At 56.5% G+C, this 19,737-nt stretch carries 20 protein-coding genes and 1 pseudogene; 2 read left to right on the forward strand and 19 right to left on the reverse strand.

Annotation, left to right across the window (positions count from 1 at the left end; all coding sequences use genetic code 11):
- Window positions 1-312: 312 nt before the first annotated feature.
- The 6 genes from hemG to ubiD form a co-directional block, all read right to left on the reverse strand.
- Window positions 313-855 (reverse strand): menaquinone-dependent protoporphyrinogen IX dehydrogenase, encoded by a 543-nt coding sequence (hemG, locus tag GRH90_RS17435; protein ID WP_162367237.1) that lies wholly within the window; start codon window positions 853-855, stop codon window positions 313-315.
- 13 nt (window positions 856-868) lie between these two features.
- Window positions 869-2,320 (reverse strand): Trk system potassium transporter TrkH, encoded by a 1,452-nt coding sequence (gene trkH / locus GRH90_RS17440; RefSeq protein ID WP_162367238.1) that lies wholly within the window; start codon window positions 2,318-2,320, stop codon window positions 869-871.
- Window positions 2,321-2,367: 47 nt separating this feature from the next.
- Window positions 2,368-2,982, reverse strand: a complete 615-nt coding sequence (locus GRH90_RS17445) for an IMPACT family protein (RefSeq protein WP_162367239.1) — start codon at window positions 2,980-2,982, stop codon at window positions 2,368-2,370.
- The gene (gene pepQ / locus GRH90_RS17450) at window positions 2,982-4,313 is read right to left on the reverse strand and encodes a Xaa-Pro dipeptidase (protein ID WP_162367240.1); all 1,332 of its coding nucleotides are present in this window, start codon (window positions 4,311-4,313) and stop codon (window positions 2,982-2,984) included. Before pepQ ends, GRH90_RS17445 begins: the two co-directional genes overlap by 1 nt.
- A gap of 79 nt (window positions 4,314-4,392) precedes the next feature.
- Window positions 4,393-5,094, reverse strand: a complete 702-nt coding sequence (fre, locus tag GRH90_RS17455) for an NAD(P)H-flavin reductase (RefSeq protein ID WP_162367241.1) — start codon at window positions 5,092-5,094, stop codon at window positions 4,393-4,395.
- Between the two features lie 51 nt (window positions 5,095-5,145).
- Window positions 5,146-6,633, reverse strand: coding sequence for a 4-hydroxy-3-polyprenylbenzoate decarboxylase (gene ubiD, locus GRH90_RS17460; RefSeq protein WP_162367242.1), 1,488 nt, complete (start codon window positions 6,631-6,633; stop codon window positions 5,146-5,148).
- Between the two features lie 192 nt (window positions 6,634-6,825).
- Here ubiD and rfaH point away from each other — a divergent pair, with 192 nt between their 5' ends.
- Window positions 6,826-7,317 carry a transcription/translation regulatory transformer protein RfaH gene (rfaH, locus tag GRH90_RS17465; RefSeq protein WP_162367243.1) on the forward strand — a complete coding sequence of 164 codons (492 nt, stop codon included), beginning with the start codon at window positions 6,826-6,828 and terminating at the stop codon, window positions 7,315-7,317.
- A gap of 127 nt (window positions 7,318-7,444) precedes the next feature.
- On the opposite strand, the gene hemB is transcribed toward rfaH, so the two are convergent.
- The 13 genes and pseudogenes from hemB to GRH90_RS17530 all read right to left on the reverse strand — a co-directional run bounded on the left by hemB (window position 7,445) and on the right by GRH90_RS17530 (window position 18,579).
- The gene (gene hemB / locus GRH90_RS17470; protein WP_162367244.1) at window positions 7,445-8,464 is read right to left on the reverse strand and encodes a porphobilinogen synthase; all 1,020 of its coding nucleotides are present in this window, start codon (window positions 8,462-8,464) and stop codon (window positions 7,445-7,447) included.
- Between the two features lie 105 nt (window positions 8,465-8,569).
- Window positions 8,570-9,349 carry a Sec-independent protein translocase subunit TatC gene (gene tatC, locus GRH90_RS17475; RefSeq protein WP_162367245.1) on the reverse strand — a complete coding sequence of 260 codons (780 nt, stop codon included), beginning with the start codon at window positions 9,347-9,349 and terminating at the stop codon, window positions 8,570-8,572.
- Complete coding sequence (gene tatB, locus GRH90_RS17480; protein WP_162367246.1) at window positions 9,349-9,903, reverse strand: Sec-independent protein translocase protein TatB; 555 nt, start codon at window positions 9,901-9,903, stop codon at window positions 9,349-9,351. Before tatB ends, tatC begins: the two co-directional genes overlap by 1 nt.
- A gap of 3 nt (window positions 9,904-9,906) precedes the next feature.
- Entirely contained in the window at window positions 9,907-10,182 is a 276-nt protein-coding gene (gene tatA / locus GRH90_RS17485) for a Sec-independent protein translocase subunit TatA (RefSeq protein ID WP_162367247.1), read from the reverse strand.
- Between the two features lie 59 nt (window positions 10,183-10,241).
- Complete coding sequence (gene ubiB / locus GRH90_RS17490; RefSeq protein WP_162367248.1) at window positions 10,242-11,879, reverse strand: ubiquinone biosynthesis regulatory protein kinase UbiB; 1,638 nt, start codon at window positions 11,877-11,879, stop codon at window positions 10,242-10,244.
- A complete protein-coding gene (ubiJ, locus tag GRH90_RS17495) occupies window positions 11,876-12,481 on the reverse strand; it encodes a ubiquinone biosynthesis protein UbiJ (RefSeq protein WP_162367249.1) in 606 nt (201 codons plus the stop codon). Before ubiJ ends, ubiB begins: the two co-directional genes overlap by 4 nt.
- 12 nt (window positions 12,482-12,493) lie before the next feature.
- Window positions 12,494-13,252, reverse strand: coding sequence for a bifunctional demethylmenaquinone methyltransferase/2-methoxy-6-polyprenyl-1,4-benzoquinol methylase UbiE (ubiE, locus tag GRH90_RS17500; RefSeq protein WP_162367250.1), 759 nt, complete (start codon window positions 13,250-13,252; stop codon window positions 12,494-12,496).
- Between the two features lie 226 nt (window positions 13,253-13,478).
- A pseudogene (gene rmuC / locus GRH90_RS17505) lies at window positions 13,479-14,966 on the reverse strand (DNA recombination protein RmuC); the annotation flags it as partial.
- Window positions 14,967-15,036: 70 nt separating this feature from the next.
- On the reverse strand, window positions 15,037-15,567 hold the full coding sequence (locus GRH90_RS17510) for a DedA family protein (protein WP_162367411.1): 531 nt from the start codon (window positions 15,565-15,567) through the stop codon (window positions 15,037-15,039).
- Between the two features lie 140 nt (window positions 15,568-15,707).
- A complete protein-coding gene (udp, locus tag GRH90_RS17515; protein ID WP_162367252.1) occupies window positions 15,708-16,472 on the reverse strand; it encodes a uridine phosphorylase in 765 nt (254 codons plus the stop codon).
- A 103-nt stretch (window positions 16,473-16,575) separates the two neighbouring features.
- A complete protein-coding gene (locus GRH90_RS17520; protein ID WP_162367253.1) occupies window positions 16,576-17,064 on the reverse strand; it encodes a hypothetical protein in 489 nt (162 codons plus the stop codon).
- A gap of 559 nt (window positions 17,065-17,623) precedes the next feature.
- Window positions 17,624-17,818, reverse strand: a complete 195-nt coding sequence (locus GRH90_RS17525) for a hypothetical protein (RefSeq protein WP_162367254.1) — start codon at window positions 17,816-17,818, stop codon at window positions 17,624-17,626.
- A 68-nt stretch (window positions 17,819-17,886) separates the two neighbouring features.
- Window positions 17,887-18,579, reverse strand: a complete 693-nt coding sequence (locus GRH90_RS17530; protein WP_162367255.1) for a hypothetical protein — start codon at window positions 18,577-18,579, stop codon at window positions 17,887-17,889.
- Window positions 18,580-18,837: 258 nt separating this feature from the next.
- Here GRH90_RS17530 and GRH90_RS17535 point away from each other — a divergent pair, with 258 nt between their 5' ends.
- Window positions 18,838-19,665: a dienelactone hydrolase family protein gene (locus GRH90_RS17535; protein WP_162367256.1), complete on the forward strand. Its 828-nt coding sequence runs from the start codon at window positions 18,838-18,840 to the stop codon at window positions 19,663-19,665.
- Window positions 19,666-19,737 lie beyond the last annotated feature (72 nt).

Genomic DNA, 19,737 nt, shown 5'->3' on the forward strand with positions numbered 1-19,737 from the left:
AAGACTTGGTATTTTTGTGTTTCGATACGGTCTTGTGAGTGCCCACACAGATTGTCTGATAAATTGTTAAAGAGCATGGCCAGCGTGCGTAAATCTCACCTGGCGCGGGTTGCGTATATTACGCTTTCCCGTTGAAGAGTCAAGCTTTTATTTGCCCGGACGGGGCGCTGTTCCCTTCCCGACCCGGCATCGCGTTAGCGTTTGTTCCCGGTCAGTGGAGGCGCATTATAGGGAATTCCCGCCGCCTGACAAGCGCTAATTGCTTATTTTTGGCCGATCGGTTTATTTTTCGACAAACTAATGCATTTCATGTTACTTGAGGCCGGATTTGCTGGTTAAACCGGCAAAATCCTGGGCAAAAGCGCCAACCTGTTGCCAGTCGGTATATTCCACTTCTTTCGAGCTATCGGTTTCACCGCCGGTCATCCGCATGATCAGCTGGATCATGATCCGATCTAACCAGCGATAGCGCGGATAGCGCAGCGCGCCGGCGAACACGGCGCAGCGATCGGGCCGCCAGGGCGTGGCCGCGAGAAATTTGCGCGTGTAGGCGTTGGTCTGCGGGGTACGTTTATCCGCTTTACGCGCCGTCAGGTTAACCGCAAAAAAAGCGCTGGGCCGCTGGTTAAGCCAGGCCAGGTGCTGTTTGATAAAATCATGCAGCTCGGCGGCGAAGTGCCCATAGCGGATCGCGGCGCCGATCAGCACCCGATCGTAGCGCAGCAGGTCGATCTGCCCCGCCTGGCCCAGATCGACCACCTCGCAGGTATCGTTGCCCGCCAGCCGCCCGGCGATAAACCGGGCTATTTTCAGCGTCTGGCCGTCATGGGTGGAATAGAGAATCAGTGTATGCATAACACATCCTTGGTTATTCGCGCCAAAAAGTCGGCGTAAACAGCACCAGCAGGGTAAAGACCTCCAGGCGGCCGAACAGCATGGTCAGGATCAGGATCCATTTCGCCACCGCGTTCATGGACGAAAAATTCTCCGCCACCACCCCAAGTCCGGGACCGAGGTTATTCAGCGTCGCGGTTACCGCGGCAAAGGCGGAAAAATTATCGACGCCGGTGGCGATAATGGCCAGCATGCTGACGATAAAGACTAATACATAAGCGGAAAAGAACCCCCATACCGCTTCCAGGATGCGCTCCGGCAACGCCCGGTTACCGAGCTTGATAGTATAGACGGCGTTGGGGTGCACCAAACGTTTCAATTCCCGCGAACCCTGCAGGTACAGCAGCAGGATGCGGATAACCTTCAAACCGCCGCCCGTTGAGCCGGCGCAGCCGCCGATAAACGCCGAGCACAGCAACAATATTGGCAGGAACAGCGGCCAGCGGGCGATGCTGTCGGTGGTAAAACCGGCGGTGGTGGCCATGGAAACCACCTGGAAAAAAGCCTGGTTCAGGGTTTGCAAGCCGCTTTGGTAAACATCGTAGCGCCAGAGGATCAGGGTACACACCATCACCAGGATAAACTGCACGCTGATAAACATCCTGAACTCCGGATCGCGCCAGTAGACCCGCAGGTTGTGGCCGCTCAGGACGGCAAAGTGCAGCCCGTAGTTACAACCGGAAATCAGCAGGAAAACCGCCACGATGGTATTGATCATCGGGCTGTTGTAATAACCGATACTGGCGTCATGGGTTGAGAATCCCCCTAGCGCGATGGTGGAGAAACTGTGGCTGATGGCATCGAAAACCGACATGCCCGCCCCCCATAACGCCAGTGCGCAGACGATAGTCAGGGAGATATAGATAAGCCATAAGGTTTTGGCGGTTTCAGCGATGCGCGGGCGCATTTTGTTGTCTTTCAGCGGGCCGGGCATCTCGGCGCGGTAGAGCTGCATCCCGCCGACGCCCAGGATGGGCAGGATTGCCACCGCCAGCACGATGATGCCCATGCCGCCAAACCACTGCAGCATCTGGCGATAAAACAGGATGGCCTTGGGCAGGCTGTCGAGCCCCACCAGCGAGGTGGCGCCGGTGGTGGTCAGCGCGGAAAACGATTCAAAAAACGCGTCGGTTACCGTCAACTGGGGATGTTCGGCAAACAGGAACGGCAATGCCCCCACGCTGCCCAAAACCGTCCAGAACAGCACGACAATCAGGAACCCTTCCCGGGATTTCAGCTCGTGCTTCTGCTGACGGTTCGGCAACCACAGCGCCAGGCCGATCAACAGGGCAAAGAAAAACGTTTGCGTGAAGGCGCTGCCGGCGCCATCCCGGTAGATCAACGCCACCAGGCCGGGAACGATCATCGTTCCGGAGAAGAGCATGACGAGCAGGCCGACGATACGGATTATGGCGCGAAAATGCATTTCAGCACGATCCTTAATAATTTGATTAACTGTAGCCGGGGAGAAAGCTATTGGGCAATGGGCGTTAGTTGCAATGCGCCCCGACTGAGATCGCGCAGCTTTTCCTCAGCCAGTGCGACCCGGCCGAAAGGGATCGCCACCCTAAGTATAATGGATTCACCATAATCGCTCTGGACGACGCGGCCCCCGGTCTGCTTGATCATCGCGTCAATCCAGGCCTGCTGCTCGTAGCCACATGACACCATAAATTCGGCCTGGGGAATTTTCTCCGCCCGGTTAATGAGTTTAAGCGCCTGCTGCACGCCGCCGCCGTAGGCTTTAACCAGCCCGCCGGTACCCAGCCTGATTCCGCCATAGTAGCGTACCACCACCGCCGTAACCTCCCCCAGCCCCGAGCCCATCAGTCGCGCCAGCATGGGTTTGCCGGCGTTGCCTGGCGGCTCGCCGTCATCGGAAAAGCCAAGCTGTTGGGAATCCAGCGGAGGCCCGGCGATGCAGGCCCAGCAATAATGGACCGCCCCGGGATGCGCGTCGCGGTTTTGCTGGACAAACGCCTTGACGGCCTCGATGCCCTGCGTGGGGGACAAGAGGATAATGAAACGGCTTTTTTTGATCTCCATGGACGCCGTTACCGGCGCCGCGGGAACAAAATAGGCGTGCATTATGCCAGCTTCAGATCGCGTGTCATATTTTCAATCTGCTTATCACCAATGACGATATTATCCTCGATACGGATACCGCCATAAGCTTTGAACATCTCGATGCGCCGCCAATTGAAATGCCGGCCAAAGGCGCCGGCGCGCCAGGGCGCCAGCAGCGATTCGATAAAATACAGGCCCGGCTCAATGGTCATTACCATGCGCGGCTGCATGACGCGGGTACAGCGCAGGTAGGGGTAAAGCCCCGGCGCCGCCAGGCGGGCGCCGCGATCGTCTTGCAAAAAGCCGCCGGCATCATGCACCTGCAGCCCCAGAGGATGCCCCAGCCCATGGGGCAGGAACGGGCCGGTGATGCCTTCGCTGACCATTGTCTCTTCGTCAAGGCCGGTCACGATATCAAATTGATTCAGCAGCCCGGCGATGCGCCGGTGCATCTGGATATGATATTCGATGTAGTTGACGCCGGCCTCGACGGTGCCGATCAGGGCCTGTTGCTCGGTGTCCATGGCGGCAACCAGTTCGGCGAACTCAGACTCTTTTTGCGCCGCGTAGGTGCGGGTAAGATCGGCCGCATACCCATGGTATTCGGCGCCGGCATCAATCAGGAAGCTGCGTACCTGTTCAGGCAGCTGTTGATCGAGTTTGGTGTAATGCAATACCGCCGCATGTTCGTTCAGGGCGATAATATTGCCGTAGGGCACGTCAAAATCGCGATGGCCGGTGGCCGATAGATAGGCGATATTGATATCGAACTCGCTCATGCCGGCCAGGAACGCCTCATGCGCGGCCCGATGCCCCATGACCGCCGTCTTCTGCGCCGCGCGCATGCAGGCCAGCTCATAGTCGGTTTTATAGGCGCGGTGAAAATGCAGATAATCCAGCACCGGCTGGGGATTGAGTTGATCGGCTTTCAGGCCGAGTTCCGCCGCCCGCCGCGGCGACGATCCCAGGTAGGCGACTTTATCACGCGACGCCGGCAGCAGTTGGCTGATTTCGTCGGGATCCCTGATCGGGATAATATCGATATAAGGCGTCCAGAAGCTTTCGGGCAACGGCTCGACGCTATACCAATAATCGACCGGCAGGTAGAACCAGAGTTTAGGCTTATTGACGCCGTCGACCCACAACCAGCAGTGCGGCACGCCGGTAACCGGCAGCCAGGCCTTGAACTGCGGATTGACCTTGAAGGGATAATCGTGATCGTCAAGAAACGCCGTGATCGGTTCGCCGGAATGGATCAGCAACGCATCCAGGTTATGCCGGGCAAGCACCTCGCGCGCGCGCTTTTGCAGCGTCGCGAGATGGTCCTGGTAAAGAATAGAAAAAGATTCCATGGTCTGGCCTTATTTTACCGCGCAATTGCCGCCATCTTAACATAGCGTCCCGGCGGATAAACCCTCCCGCCGGAGGCGATCAGATAAAGGCAAACGCATCGCCGAAGATCCGGCCGGGGATGGCGCCGCGTTCAGCGCAAAAACGCTCGCGGGCGATTTTAGCCATTTCGAAACGACCGGCGATATAGATATCATAATGATCCAGCGAGCCGTAGTCCTGCATTACCGCGCTGAGGACCGTTCCGGTCCGGCCCTGCCAGTTTTCGTCCGGCTGCTCGACCACCGGCACCACCTTCAGGCGCGGATGCTGCAACGTCAGCGCTTCCAGCTCGCCCAGGTCGTAAAGGTGCTGTAATTCCCTGCCGCCCCAATAAATGGCCACTTCCCGCTCCGGTTGATTGGCCAGGACGGTCAGCAGGATGGAACGGGCATAAGAGAAACCGGTACCCCCGGCAATCAGCACCATCGGACGATCGGTATCGTCGCGCAGCCAGGCTTCGCCATGGGGTATATCTACGGTGATTTCACGATCTTTCAGGATACGATCCATGACGGCCATCGCATACAGATTAAGTTCGGAAGCCCCGATATGCAGCTCGATTACCGAGTTTTCCATGGGGGTCGACGCCAGGGAAAAGGGGCGTTTATCGCGTTCATCCATCACTACCATCAGATACTGACCGGCGCGAAAACTAAAAGCCGCTTCCGGTACCAAACATACCCGATACACCGTATCGGTAATGGCATCCACGGAAGTGACCTTACAGGTCAATGTTGTCATGCATTCCCTCTGTCGGGCTATTAAGCAAAACGGAATGGAGGGTCTGAAATATCACAACCCTTTACCACTGTCATTAAATATGGCCAGGTCGTCCCAGATAGCATCAACGCGGGCGCGAACCCCATCATCCATGCGAATTGGGGTGCCCCACTCGCGCGAGGTTTCCCCCGGCCATTTGTTGGTGGCGTCCATTCCCATTTTTGAACCCAATCCGGAAACCGGCGAGGCAAAATCCAGGTAATCTATTGGTGTATTTTCCATTAACACCGTATCGCGCGCGGGGTCCATCCGGGTGGTGATGGCCCAGATAACATCCTGCCAATCACGCGCATTGATGTCATCATCGCATACGATGACAAATTTGGTATACATGAATTGACGTAGGAACGACCAGACCCCCATCATGACCCGTTTGGCATGGCCCGCGTATTGTTTCTTGATGGTCACCACCGCCAGGCGGTATGAGCAGCCTTCGGGGGGCAGGTAAAAATCGACAATTTCCGGAAACTGTTTTTGTAAAATGGGAACGAAGACTTCATTCAGCGCCACGCCCATTACCGCCGGTTCATCCGGCGGACGGCCGGTGTAGGTGGAATGATAGATGGCGTCCCGGCGCTGGGTGATATGGGTAATGGTAAATACCGGGAACTCATCCACCTCGTTGTAGTAGCCGGTATGATCGCCATAGGGGCCTTCCGTCGCCGTTTCACCCGGTTCAAGATAACCTTCCAGCACGATTTCGGCGCTGGCGGGCACATCGAGATCGCAGGAAATGCATTTGACCACTTCCGTTTTATAACCGCGCAGCAGGCCGGCGAACGCGTATTCGGACAGGCTATCGGGCACCGGCGTCACCGCCGCCAGTATGGTGGCCGGATCGGCGCCCAACGCCACCGCCACCGGGAAGCGTTTGCCCGGGTTAGCCGCGCGCCACTCCTGGAAATCCAGCGCGCCGCCGCGATGCGACAGCCAGCGCATGATGACTTTGTTTTTACCCAGTACCTGCTGGCGGTAAATGCCCAGGTTCTGGCGCTCCTTATGCGGCCCGCGGGTGACCGTCAGGCCCCAGGTAATCAACGGCGCCACGTCGCCCGGCCAGCAGTGCATGATCGGAATACGGCCGAGATCGACATCCTCGCCTTGCCAGATCTGCTCCTGGCAAGGCGCGGAACTTAACCGTTTGGTCGGCATATTCAGCACCTGGCGGAATTTCGGCGCCTTATCCAGCAAATCGCGAAAGCCTTTAGGCGGCTCCGGTTCCTTCAGGAAGGCCAGCAGTTTACCCACGTCCCGTAACGCCGAAACGCTCTCCTGCCCCATGCCCAGCGCCACCCGCTCGGGCGTGCCGAACAGATTGCACAACACCGGCATGGCGTAGCCTGTGGGATGTTCAAACAGCAAAGCCGGGCCGCCCGCGCGCAGGGTGCGATCGGCAATTTCCGTCATTTCCAAATAGGGATCAATGGGCAGGGTGATTCGTTTCAATTCTCCCCGCTGTTCCAGCAAGGAAAGAAAATCGCGCAAGTCTCGGTATTTCATAGCGTCATCGGGTGCCGGGTTATCTTTGCATTATAAAGTCTGTTTAACAGCCATGCCGCCCTTTTGTCAAAATTCACGGTAAATATGCTGTTTTTTTTTGCGCCGGCCGATCTTGCAATATCAAATGTCGCGCTGTTTATTTATTAGGGCCTTTGATATGCTGTGTTACCGGTAATGTAGGTGCATTAGATTATGGAAGCATGGTATTTGTTGTATTGTAAGCGCGGCCAGATGATGCGGGCTAAAGAACATTTGGAACGGCAGGCCGTGGGCTGCCTGACGCCTATGGTCACCCTGGAAAAAATCATCCGGGGCAAACGCGCCGCCGTCAGCGAGCCATTGTTTCCTAACTACCTGTTTATCGAGTTTGATCCTGAACGTATCCACACCACCACCATCAGCGCTACCCGTGGCGTGAGCCATTTCGTCCGTTTCGGCAACCTGCCGGTAACCATTGCGCCTGAGGTGATCCTTGAGCTGCGCAATCATGCCTACGAAGGGGTGACCGACCCGCAAACGCCTTATATTGGCGATCTGGTGATGATTACCGCCGGCGTCTTTGAAGGATTGCAGGCGATTTATACCGAACCCGACGGTGAGGCGCGCTCAATGCTGCTATTGAATTTCCTCAATAAGCAGGTCTGTCAAAGCATCGACAACAAGCAATTCCAAAAGGTTCTATAGCCCAGGGTGTTTGCCCGTAAAGGGTGGCGGGATTGCGTATCAATAGCATGGCCGGTCATTCCTGCTGCGCCTCTTCCATGATTAATCAGCCGCTCATGTCTGCGAACAGATGAGAGCGGTTAACGTATCAACGTCGCAAACTATCGTCATGCAGCCATTGGGCTACGCGTTTGGAGAAGTAGGTCAGGATGCCGTCGGCGCCGGCGCGCTTGAAGCACAGCAGCGACTCCATGATGGCCGGTTTTTCCTGCAGCCAGCCGTTCTGGATTGCCGCCATATGCATGGCGTATTCGCCGGATACCTGGTAAGCGAAGGTCGGCACGCCAAAAGTTTCCTTTACCCGGTAAATCATATCCAAATAAGGCATGCCCGGTTTCACCATCACCATGTCGGCGCCTTCCTGCAGGTCTTGGGCGACTTCCTGCAACGCTTCATCGCTGTTGGCCGGATCCATTTGGTAGGTCTTTTTATCACCGCCTTTCAGGTTGGCGCTCGAGCCTACCGCATCGCGAAACGGGCCGTAATAACAAGATGCGTATTTGGCCGAATACGCCATGATCTGGTTATTGACCAGTCCCTGCTGCTCGAATTTTTCGCGTATCGCGCCGATGCGCCCGTCCATCATATCGCTGGGAGCGACGATTTCCGCGCCCGCTTCGGCATGGCACAGCGCCTGGCGCACCAGGATTTCCCTGGTGATGTCGTTAACCACATAACCCTGGTCGTCGATAATGCCGTCCTGGCCGTGGATGGTGTAAGGATCAAGCGCCACATCGGTCAGCAGTCCCAATTCCGGCACCGCGTCCTTCAGCGCGCGAATAGCGCGTGGGATCAGGCCTTCGGGATTATAGGCTTCTTCCGCCAATAGCGATTTATAGGGCGTTTCAATGACCGGGAACAGCGACAGCACCGGCACGCCAAGCTTGGCCACCGCTTCCGCTTCCTTGATCAGCACGTCGAGGGTCATGCGATATACCCCGGGCATGGATGGCACTTCCTGCTGGCGCTGTTTGCCTTCCATCACAAACACCGGATAAATCAGGTCATTGACGGTCAGCTGGTTTTCGGCCACCAGGCGGCGGCTGAAATCATAGCGGCGAACCCTGCGCAGGCGGCGATGGGGGAACGTGCCGAATACATTGCTCATAGTCTTCTCCTGAACAACGCCGTCCGTGGAGCTGGCGGCGTTTAGATTATTCTCTTAAAACAAGAACCGCCCAAATGGGCGGCTCAGACTGCTGAAAAATCCCGCTTAGTCCCCATCCTTGGGATCTTCGGTATTTTCGTCCGGGGTATCTTCCTGCCCGCGACGCCCCTTGCCGACGTAAAAGCGGGCAAAAAACAGGCCGATCTCAAACAGCAGGTACATCGGGATCGCCAGCAGCGTCTGGGAAAACACGTCCGGCGGCGTCAGCAGCATACCAACCACAAAAGCGCCGACCAGCACATAAGGCCGTTTTTTCTTCAGATCCTCCGGGGTCACCACGCCGGTCCAGCACAGCAGCACGATGGCTATCGGCACCTGGAACGACACGCCGAAGGCCATGAACAGCGCCATGACAAAATCGAGGTAATTGTTAATGTCGGTTGCAATCAACACTCCGCGCGGCGCGGTATGGGAAAAGAAGCTAAACGCCAGCGGGAAAACGATAAAATAAGCAAACGCCATGCCCGCATAAAACAGCAGCGTGCTGGAGAACAGCAACGGCGTCATCAGCCGCCGCTCGTGCTTATATAACGCCGGCGCGATAAAGGCCCAGACCTGGTACAGCAGCAGGGGAGCGGAGGCAAATACCGACACGATGATCGTCAGCTTGATAGGCGTAAAGAACGGCGACGCCACGTCGGTTGCGATCATACTGGCACCGACCGGCAAATGTTTGATCAAAGGTGCCGAAACGATCTGGTAAATGTCATTGGCAAAATAGACCAGGACCAGGAACACCGCCAGTACACTGAGAATGCAGTACAGTAATCGCTTACGCAGCTCAATCAAATGGCTGATAAGCGGTTGGGTATCTTCAACGGCCATTATGAGCGATCATTATTTTTAGGGGGAGTGGGAGTAGCCGCGTCCTGCACGGGGGCGGGAGCCATGGCCGGGGCCTCGGCCTGGCTGGCGCCTTGCGCCGGAGCTACACTGATTTGTATTGCCGGTTCGGGCGCCATCGGCGGCGCCTCGGCCTGGCTGGCGCCTTCCGCCGGCGTCACGCCGTCATGAATCGCTTCAGGATCGGTTATTAACGGATTATGAATCGTCTGGTGCTCGGCCCCGGCGTCAGGGATCATTTTGCTGTGAAAGCTTTTTTTCATGGAATCGGCCGCCTCGCGCAACTCCTCCATCGAGGCTTTCAGCTCCGGCGAAAGGCTGTCCTTGCTGGCTTGCTCGACTTTTTTCAGGCTGTCCTGCAGCTCCTGCAGCTTAAGCTCCTGGCTCAATTCATTTTGTACCGTGGATGCCAGCGAGCGCAAAGCCCGGATCCAACCGACCACGGTCCGGACTGCCACCGGCAGGCGCTCGGGGCCGAGTACTACCAGCCCGATCACGAATACCAGGGCCAGTTCACCAAATCCAATGTCGAACACAGCTTATACCTGCTTATTGTCTTTGTTTACCGATTCGTCCGGCTGGGACTGCTGCGGCGGCTGCGGCTTTTCCGCAATGGTTTTCGCGGCGAAATCCGCATCCTGGCCGGTTTTATCCGCCTGCGGCGCAGTAGGTTTGTCTTCGTCGCCCATGGCTTTTTTGAAGCCCTTGATGGATGCGCCCAAATCAGCGCCCATGCCGCGTAGCTTGTTGGTGCCGAACAGCAACACCACTATGACCGCGATAATTAATAATTGCCAAATACTGATGCCGCCCATGATGTCACCTCTGTTTAGGGGTTAATTCGAGTTACCGGATTTTGCCGGACCCGCAAAATTTACGCAGTGCGTTTCCAGCCAACGATCCAGCTTACAATGCCGGCAGCCATTAACCAGGCGGGGAACGATGACATCTCGTTGCCCAGTGATAATAAAAAAGTACCGCAAAGCAGCAGCGTGGCGCCAATGCCGAATAAAAAACGCGCCTGACCCTGCCGGACATGCTGTCCCTTTAGCTCGACCGTCAGCTTGTCCACGCTCTTTTGCAGTGATTTATGGTGTTTGAACCCGTCATAAATCAGTTCCGGCAGTTCGGGCAGTTTCTCCGCCCAAAACGGGGCTTTTTCCCTTAGCGCGCGTAAAATCGCCGGGATCCCCACCTGATCCTTGATCCAGGTTTCCAGGAAGGGTTTGGCCGTTTTCCACAGGTCCAGCTGAGGGTAGAGCTGTCGGCCGATGCCCTCAATATAGAGCAGCGTTTTTTGCAATAACACCAACTGTGGCTGCACTTCCATATTAAAACGCCGGGCAGTGTTAAACAGATTCAGCAATACGTGACCGAAGGAGATATCCGCCAGGGGTTTTTCGAATATCGGTTCACATACGGTGCGGATGGCAAATTCAAAATCCTCCACATTGGTATCGGGTGGCACCCAGCCCGAGTCCACATGCAGTTCCGCCACCTTACGGTAATCGCGATTGAAAAAAGCGATAAAATTCTCGGCCAGGTAGCGCTTATCTTCTTTATTCAGCGATCCGACAATACCGCAATCGATACCGATATATTGCGGATCCTCCGGATGTTCAAAACTGACGAAAATATTGCCCGGATGCATGTCCGCATGAAAAAAACTATCACGAAACACCTGCGTAAAGAAGAGCTGTACGCCTCGTTCGGCCAATAATTTCATATTGGTGCCCTGTTTTTCCAACGCCGCCACGTCGGAAACCGGCACACCGTAGATCCGCTCCATCACCATCATGGTTTCGCTGCAGTAATCCGGATAAACCTCAGGGATATACAGCATCGGGCTATGATCAAAATTACGCCTGAGCTGAATGCAGTTCGCCGCCTCACGCAGCAGGTTCAGCTCATCGAGCAAGGTTTTTTCATATTCCAGCACCACTTCCACCGGGCGCAGGCGGCGGCCGTCCGGCAACAGGCGGGGCAGCCAGCTGGCCAGGCGGTACATCAGGCGCATATCGGCCTTGATCATCGGCATGATGTCCGGGCGGATCACCTTGATCACCACCTCTTTACCGTTTTCTTTTAAGCGCGCGGTATGGACCTGGGCAATGGAAGCGGAGGCCAGGGCAACCTGATCGAAGTCGTCGAACCAGGCTTCCAGCGGCTGCCCCATGGCTTTTTCGATATGCTGGCGCGCCAGCGCGCCGTCAAAAGGCTTGACCCGGTCCTGCAACATGGCCAGTTGGTCGGCAATCACCGGTGGAAACAGATCGCGCCGGGTCGATAACATTTGGCCGAACTTGATCCATACCGGTCCCAGATCCTGCAGCGCCAGGCGCAACCGAACCCCCAAAGGCTCGTCGATATGCTGGTTGGGTATCCAGAACACCAGCCCGCGCCCCAGGCGCAGCGGCAGGGTCAGGCGTATCTTGGGGATCAGTTCGTCAAGCCCGTAGCTGAGCAGCACCCGCACAATGCTATACAGGCGGCGTAGTTCTCCCACAATCATCGGCCGGACTCCAGTTTTTCCAGGCGTACCACCAAGGAGGCCCCAGCCCGGTTTACCGCATCCACTTCGTCGCTGAACCACACCAGTTCAAGGGAGGAGGGGGATAATCGCCACTCCTCGGTAATCGTCTGGCCCAGCCTGACCTGATGGTCGCGCAAACCCAGGCGCAGCCCGCGGGCATGGGCGTGTAATTTTTGTGTCAGCCCTTCGGCGACAATATCGCCGAGATACGGCGCCAGCAGCTCCGCCGGGTCGACTTCCGCCATATCCAGCAGCGCGACAAACTGCTGCACCACCTGTAAATCCCCGTCAACTTCCAGTGAGCCTTGTTTGATCAATAACGGTAACCGCCGGCGCCGGCGCAGGGCCGGCAAGGCGGAGAGATGCGTTTTGACGGTACAGTCGGCCGGACCATCCCAGGCGGCCAGCACATCCACCCGCAGCTCGCCGAACACCAGCACTACCGGGCTGTCCAGTTCAGCCAGCTCAAAGCGCAGCACCTTGCCCTTCAGACGCTGGCGAGCAGGCTTCATTAACCTGTCTTGATACAGCAGACGTTCCAGCGCGGTTTCAAGCGTTGCGGTAATCAATAGCATCAACATGTCATTTCCCGATCAGAATTTGTAACCGCGATGCAGGGCAACGATACCTCCGGTCATATTGAAATACTCCGCGCTGTCAAAACCGGCGTCCAGCATCATGGCTTTCAGCGTTTCCTGATCCGGATGCATGCGGATGGATTCCGCCAGGTAGCGGTAGCTGCCGGCGTCGCGCGCCACCATCTCGCCAATGCGCGGCAAGACATGGAAGGAGTAGAGGTCGTAGGCCTTGTTCAACGGCTTGAACAACGGCGTGGAGAATTCCAGGATCAGCAGGCGGCCGCCGGGTTTAAGCACCCGGTACATGGAGCGCAGCGCCTGCTCTTTTTCGGTAACGTTGCGCAGGCCGAAGGAGATGGTGATGCAATCAAAGGTATCGTCCGGGAACGGCAGCGCTTCGGCATTGGCCTGCACGTAGCGTACGTTGCCGATGATGCCTTTGTTGCGCAGTTTCTCGCGGCCCACCTTTAACATGGAATCGTTGATGTCGGCCAGCACCACTTCGCCTTCCTCGCCCACCAGGCGGGAAAACTTCGCGGTCAGGTCGCCGGTGCCGCCGGCCAGATCCAGCACCTTCTGCCCACGGCGCACGCCGCTGCAATGAATGGCAAAACGCTTCCAGAGACGGTGTATGCCGAACGACATCAGGTCATTCATCAAATCATATTTTGCCGCGACGGAATGAAAGACATCCGCCACCATGACCGCCTTCTCGTCTTTAGCAACAGTGCGGAAGCCGAAATGGGTCGTTTCACGCTTGTCTTCATCTGCCATGTTTTTTGCCTTGCTTCATCAGTTATCAGAGAAGTGTAACAGAAGCGGGCCGAAAGCCCCACTCCGACACCCTCTACCCGAGCGGGTATTCTCCCTGCGCCCGTTGCAAAGTTTCCGCCACCGGGGCGTCGTCGTCAATCGACGGCGGCAATTCATCCCAGGCGGGTTTCACGCCGGTTCCACCGCCTGCGCCTGCGTCGCCGGGCAACGGCGCCGCATCGGCGTCCGCGCCCTCACGCGGTTCTTCCCGTCCCGGCAGGTCGGTATAAGGATGATGCCCGGATTCCTCCGCCAGCGCCGGATTGATGGGACGCTTGATTTCGACGCCAAGCGCCCTGAAACCCTCGGCCTGGCTGATAATATTACCACGCCCCTGCGCCAGTTTATTCATGGCCTGCCTGTAGCCGGCCTGCGCTTTGTCGAGGCTTTGCCCGATGGCGGTCATATCGTCGACGAACAGGCGCATCTTGTCGTACAGGCGCCCCGCCCGCTCGGCGATGTGCTGGGCATTGCGGCTCTGGTGCTCATAGCGCCACAGGTTATTGATGGTGCGCAACGCCACCAGCAACGTGGTGGGACTGACCAGCATGATATTAAGCTTCAGCGCCTCGCCAATCAGATCCGGCTGCTTATCAATAGCCAGCATAAAGGCCGGTTCGACGGGAATAAACATCAACACATAATCGAGTGAACGTAAACCGGGCAATTGTTGGTAATCTTTTCTGCCCAGCAGCCGCATATGGCCGCGCAGCGAATTGATATGCTCCAGCAACGCTGCTTGCCGCTCGAGCTCATCGTCGCTGTTAAAGAAGCGCTCGTAGGCCACCAGCGACATTTTGGCATCGATGACCACGTCCTTGCCCTGGGGCAGGCGCACAATCACGTCGGGCTGCATGCGGTGGGCGGCATCGACCTGGATATTCACCTGGGTCTGGTATTCATGGCCTTCCCGCAGGCCGGAGGCTTCCAGCACCCGGCTCAATACCACCTCACCCCAGTTACCCTGGGTTTTATTATCACCTTTCAACGCGCGGGTGAGGTTAACCGCCTCCCGCGCCATTTCGGCGTTGAGCTGTTGCAGGTTGCGGATCTCATGGGTCAGGGTGTGCCGTTCCCGCGCCTCTTGTCCAAAGCTGTCCTGCACCTGCCGGCGGAATCCGTCCAGCTGCTCGCGCAGGGGCGCCAGCAGCAAATCCAGGCTCTGCCGGTTCAACTGGTCCACCTTGCGTCCGCTTTGCTCGAAAATCCGGTTGGCCAGGTTTTCGAACTGCGCGACCAGCCGTTGTTCGCTGTTAACCAGCAGGCGCTGCTTCTCCTCGGCGCCGAGGCGGGTTTCCTCGAGGCGGATGGTAACTTCACGCAGCTCTGCTTCCTGCGCGCTGTTCACCTCGCGCTGCGCCCGCAGCTCCTGATCCAGTTGCTCGCACTCGCCGCGCCAGTGCGCCAACGGCGCAAGCCGTTCCTCGGCGGTGGCGAGACGACCATAAAGCTCGCGCATCTCCCGCTCCGAGGCCCGCAGTTGCTGCTCGCATTGGCCATACGCCGATTGCGAACGCTCCAGCTCCTGCTGCGCCGCCGCCAGGGACTGCGCCCGCAGGCGCAGTTCCGCCTCGGCTTGTCCCTGCTGCTTTTGCGATCGGGTTGCGGCGACAAGCAGGCCGACCACCGCCCCGATTACCGCGCCCCCCAGACCGTAAAACAGGCTGATATCCATGCTACCTCCGCCCAAAACAATACTGACTGCCACGTTAAGGGTGAACTGTATAGATGTCCAGCAGGTTTTATCAGCCGATGAAGCGGCTAATCCATTGAATACCGAACGCGCCGGGGGCCAGGAGGCCAAATGCCCATACCGCGGCCGAGCCGAAATTCGCCAGCTGGAAATATAAGCGCGGCATGCCGCAAATGCCGGCGATCAAGGGCACCACCGCGCGCAGCGGCCCAAAAAAGCGCCCGAAGAAGGCGCCGGCAATGCCCCAGCGATCGAAAAAAGCCTGCCCACGCGCCAGCATATGGGGATGCCTGGAAAACGGCCAGAATTGCCCAAGCCGCTCCTGGTAGTGATACCCAAGCCAGTATGAGAGCCAGTCGCCAAAAAATCCCCCGGCCACCGCCGAGGCATAGACAGGCCAGAAATCGATGCCGGCCTCGCCGATGAGCGCCCCCAGTGCCAGCAGCATAACGGTTGCGGGCAGAAGCAGCGATAAAAACGCCAGCGATTCGCCAAAGGCAAGGATAAACACGAGCGGGATCGCCCAGAACTGATGCTGGCGGACAAACTCGGTGGTATGGGCAATGATTTCATCCAATGACAAGGCGGCTCCCTTGGCGCAGGGCGGTGAAGTACCGGGAAGACCGGTAAGGGGAGTTTGCATCCTATCTTGCCATGTTAACGCGCGGTCAGGTTAAACCGGGACAAAACGACCGGAAAGTTTATCCCGGTCGTGGCGAATGCTCAGGCGAGCAATAGCCGGGCGGCCTCCACTACGATGCCAGCCGCGGCGCTTTCCGCTTGTTTCATGGTCAGCGCGTCGGGGATTTCCTGCTGGGTACGGTTGACGATCACCCCGGCCACCATGCCGGCCCGCAAGCCCTGGACGGCGCACATGGTCAATAAGGTGGCGGACTCCATTTCATAGTTCATCACCCCCATATCCTGCCACTCCCGCATGGAACCCTTGAAACGATTGACCACTCGTCCCGAAAAGGTGTCGTAGCGTTCCTGACCCGGATAAAAGGTATCCGACGAGGCGGTCACGCCGATATGCACCCCGGTCCCAAGATGCCTGGCCGCCGCCACCAGGGCGGTAGTACAGCCGAAGTCCGCCACCGCGGGGAACTCCATCGGCGCGAAATGCAGACTGGCGCCGTCCAGCCGCACCGCGGCGGTGGTGACCAGCACATCCCCTACCGGGATATTCGGTTGGATGGCGCCGGTGGTGCCCACGCGCAAGAATGTCCGGATGCCCAATTGCGCCAATTCCTCCACGGCAATGGAGGTGGACGGCCCGCCGATGCCGGTCGAGCAGACAATCACCGTTTTGCCGGCAAGCCCGGCGCGCCATGAAGTGAATTCGCGATGGGTGGCCAGGTGCACGGGGTCCGCCATCAGGCGGGCGATTTTTTCCACCCGTTGCGGATCGCCGGGAATGATGGCCAGGGTGGCGCCGCGCAAATCGGAATGCGTCAGGCCAAGATGAAAGACGTCGGAAGCGGACATGGCAGAAACCTCTGAAAATAAGATATTAGCACGCGTATAATGCCGATATTATCCATTTTTTGCCTGCCATTGTCCGGCGACACTTCACAATCAGCGCGTTAAATTAAGCCGTTACCACATCATGAAAGAGTAGTTTGATTTTCTCGTTGTCACGAATGGCCGCGATTAAGCTGCTGAACACCTCGAGAGGCGTCATCCGCCCCCCATCGTCAATAATTCTTCTCAGCCAGGTATCCAGTATCGGTAAAGCCTGCTCCCTCATCAGGGACATCACCTCATACAGCAGCGTGGCGACGCCGTACTGTGCAATTTTGATACCGGTGGCGAACAGCGGCATGATTTGGGATGTATTCCCCTTGATGCCGAAAAAGCGCCCTACCCGGTTGCCGACGCTGACCAGCCCCGAGACCACGTTCCCCAGAAAACGGGTGATGGTGGAAGAAGGCGAGCCGGCGGAAGCCGGGGCCGCCTGATCATTTTTTACCCCGGTGACACGCGCGGCTAAAGTATTATTGCCCGTGGCGGATTTCTCTTTAACGATTGGCTGGTCTATTATACTGGCGGACATGAAATTACTGGCAGGTATGCTCATGACGATTCTCCCGTGATATTAATATTGACTACCGTTGCCCTTTTAACATAGCTATTAATTACACTTGATAATGGTTTCCTTACTACTATAAAAAGAAATAACCCTTTTCTTTTTATTGAAGAGCCAAAAAATGGGCGAGGAGATATAATTTACGCACAGCACTCTAAATATACAGGTATTTTTTTGCAACCGCGATCACCGCTAAAAGTGATTTGTATTGGGTGCGGTTTAAGTTGTTTTAAACCGCGCCCCGACCAGACGGATAAACATCGTCTGCAGCGCGATATCCTTAGCTTGCACTCCGGTACGGACAGGGACGGAATTGAGACCCGCATCAATGCAGCGCATCAAAAATCGGGAATGCTATCAGAAGATATTTAATCATCGGGTGTTCACCAATACCGGCCGCCAATATCTCACGCACGGCGCCCGCGCTGGAATTCATCAACTCATCAACCTTATCAAGGCAGGTTTGCGGCATAGTATAAAGGTGCCGCCGGGAAAACCAGGATATGTCCTCCAATAGGGGAGCCGCGCCTTTATCCACCGCGTCGGCAAGCTAATCATGAACCTGGGCTAAAATAGTCATTGATCCCGTTACCGTAGCCGCGATGGTAAACGCCGCGCCCGCTCCCGCCAAAAAACCGGCCAGCGGGCTGGAGCCCAGCCCGATCACGGCGCATCCGACCATTGCGCCCTGGGCAAGGGTGGCCAACTGGGGTGCCAGCCCGCAAACGGTTTCGGATATATTCATGAGGTAGATTCTTTAACCTAAGGTAAATCGACAGCTGAAAAATAAACCAATTCGTTGCTCACCGTTTTTTAATATTGAAAAAAATATAAGCAAAAAAATGACACTATCGAGGAAATCGCATGACCAATACTCTCTTTCACCCTGTTAATTAAGATTTTATATGCAGCCACGGCATTACCGGCAGCATTTTTTATGCTGATAAAAAAATCCACCGTTGTTTTAACAATCCTTAAATAAAAGGATATTTTTTCATTTTTTGTCCCGCTGATGAGATAAATATCGGTAGCCACCTGGACGACCTCACTGACCGATACCCCCCTTCTAGCGGGATGAGCCAGCGTATTGATCAAATCAGGAATATGACTGTCAGCGACCCCCTGAAGCAGGTTGGCAAACCGCGGATTGTTACCCCTGGGTCCCTGATTATCGTCATGCCGGCCGGCAAAGGCGGATGAGATGCCTTTTCCGGGAATGGCCCGCAGGAAAAACCCCATCTTGGCGACGCCCCCGGTGATATTCCCCACCGATTTTAATAAGCGTGCCAGCTTATGATAGTAGGTCCTTTCGCATAATTTTTCGGCGGCATAGGCTATCCGGCTCATCGAATATAATAAATCGGGCAAGGCCATGGTGTTATTACTCATAATTTTTAGATTAGTTTTCAAGCGCTTCAGGATATTTGAATGATTCCGGCAGGCGATATCATCATTATTATGGGGGGCATTGTGGAAAAAAGAAGGTAAAAAAAACACACTAACCATGGTGAAATACTCCTGTAAAGGACGGTGCGTAAAACTTTCCCTGAGATAATCCCCATCTCTTTATTAGTCTTAACTTTAACTGGACTGAATAGTAAAAACTTTTAAAAAAAGCTCTTTCTAATAGTCAACATGATGCCTATCACGATTTTAATCGTACTTTTTTTCATGGCTTAAAAAATGGCCGGTACCGACGGTTCAACAACCGGCCGACTTGGCTATAATGAATGCTGCAATATCACTGGAAACCAAGGCAGCCCAATGACTCCTGACGACACTACCGCTTCGGAAACATCTTGCGCCGGGTTTGCGCCGGCCGTCGGCACGCTCGCCTCCACGACGATCCATACCGACGATGTCGATCTGGTCGCGGCCCGGACGACTATCACCACCCAAGGCAAGGACATGCCGGCCTATATGGCGCGACCCGCCGGCCAACGCGAGCCGTTGCCGATCGTGCTGGTGATCCAGGAAATATTTGGCGTGCATGAACATATCCGCGATCTCTGCCGCCGCCTGGCAAAACAAGGCTATCTGGCTATTGCCCCGGAGCTCTATTTTCGCCAGGGGGATCCGACCGCTTTTGACGATGTCCCGACCTTGTTCCAGCAATTGGTGAGCAAGGTGCCGGATTCCCAGGTCATGGCCGACCTGGATCATACCGCTCACTGGGCCGGGCGCCATGGCGGCGATAGCCGGCGCCTGGCGGTCACCGGTTTTTGCTGGGGGGGGCGCATAGCCTGGCTTTACGCCGCCCATAATCCGCAGTTGAAGGCGGCGGCGGCCTGGTATGGCAAATTGGTGGGCGACAAGACCCTGACCACCCCACGACACCCGGTGGAGGCGGCATCGGAGCTTACCGCGCCGGTGCTGGGGCTGTACGGCGGGCAGGATAACAGCATTCCACAGGACACTATCGACGCCATGCGCCAGGCATTAAGCGCGGCGGGCGCCACCGCCGAAATCATGGTCTATCCCAATGCGGGGCACGCGTTTAACGCCGATTACCGCGCCAGTTACCATGCGCCGTCAGCCATCGACGGCTGGCGGCGCATGCTGGCATGGTTTGATCAATATGGCGTGAAATAAAAAAGGCGCCTGGGCGCCTTTAGACAGCTTATGCATTTGAAACGGGTATGGGGGGATTTTGACATCACGCCC

It is taken from the genome of Acerihabitans arboris, assembly GCF_010131535.1.
Taxonomy (GTDB): domain Bacteria; phylum Pseudomonadota; class Gammaproteobacteria; order Enterobacterales; family Enterobacteriaceae; genus Acerihabitans; species Acerihabitans arboris.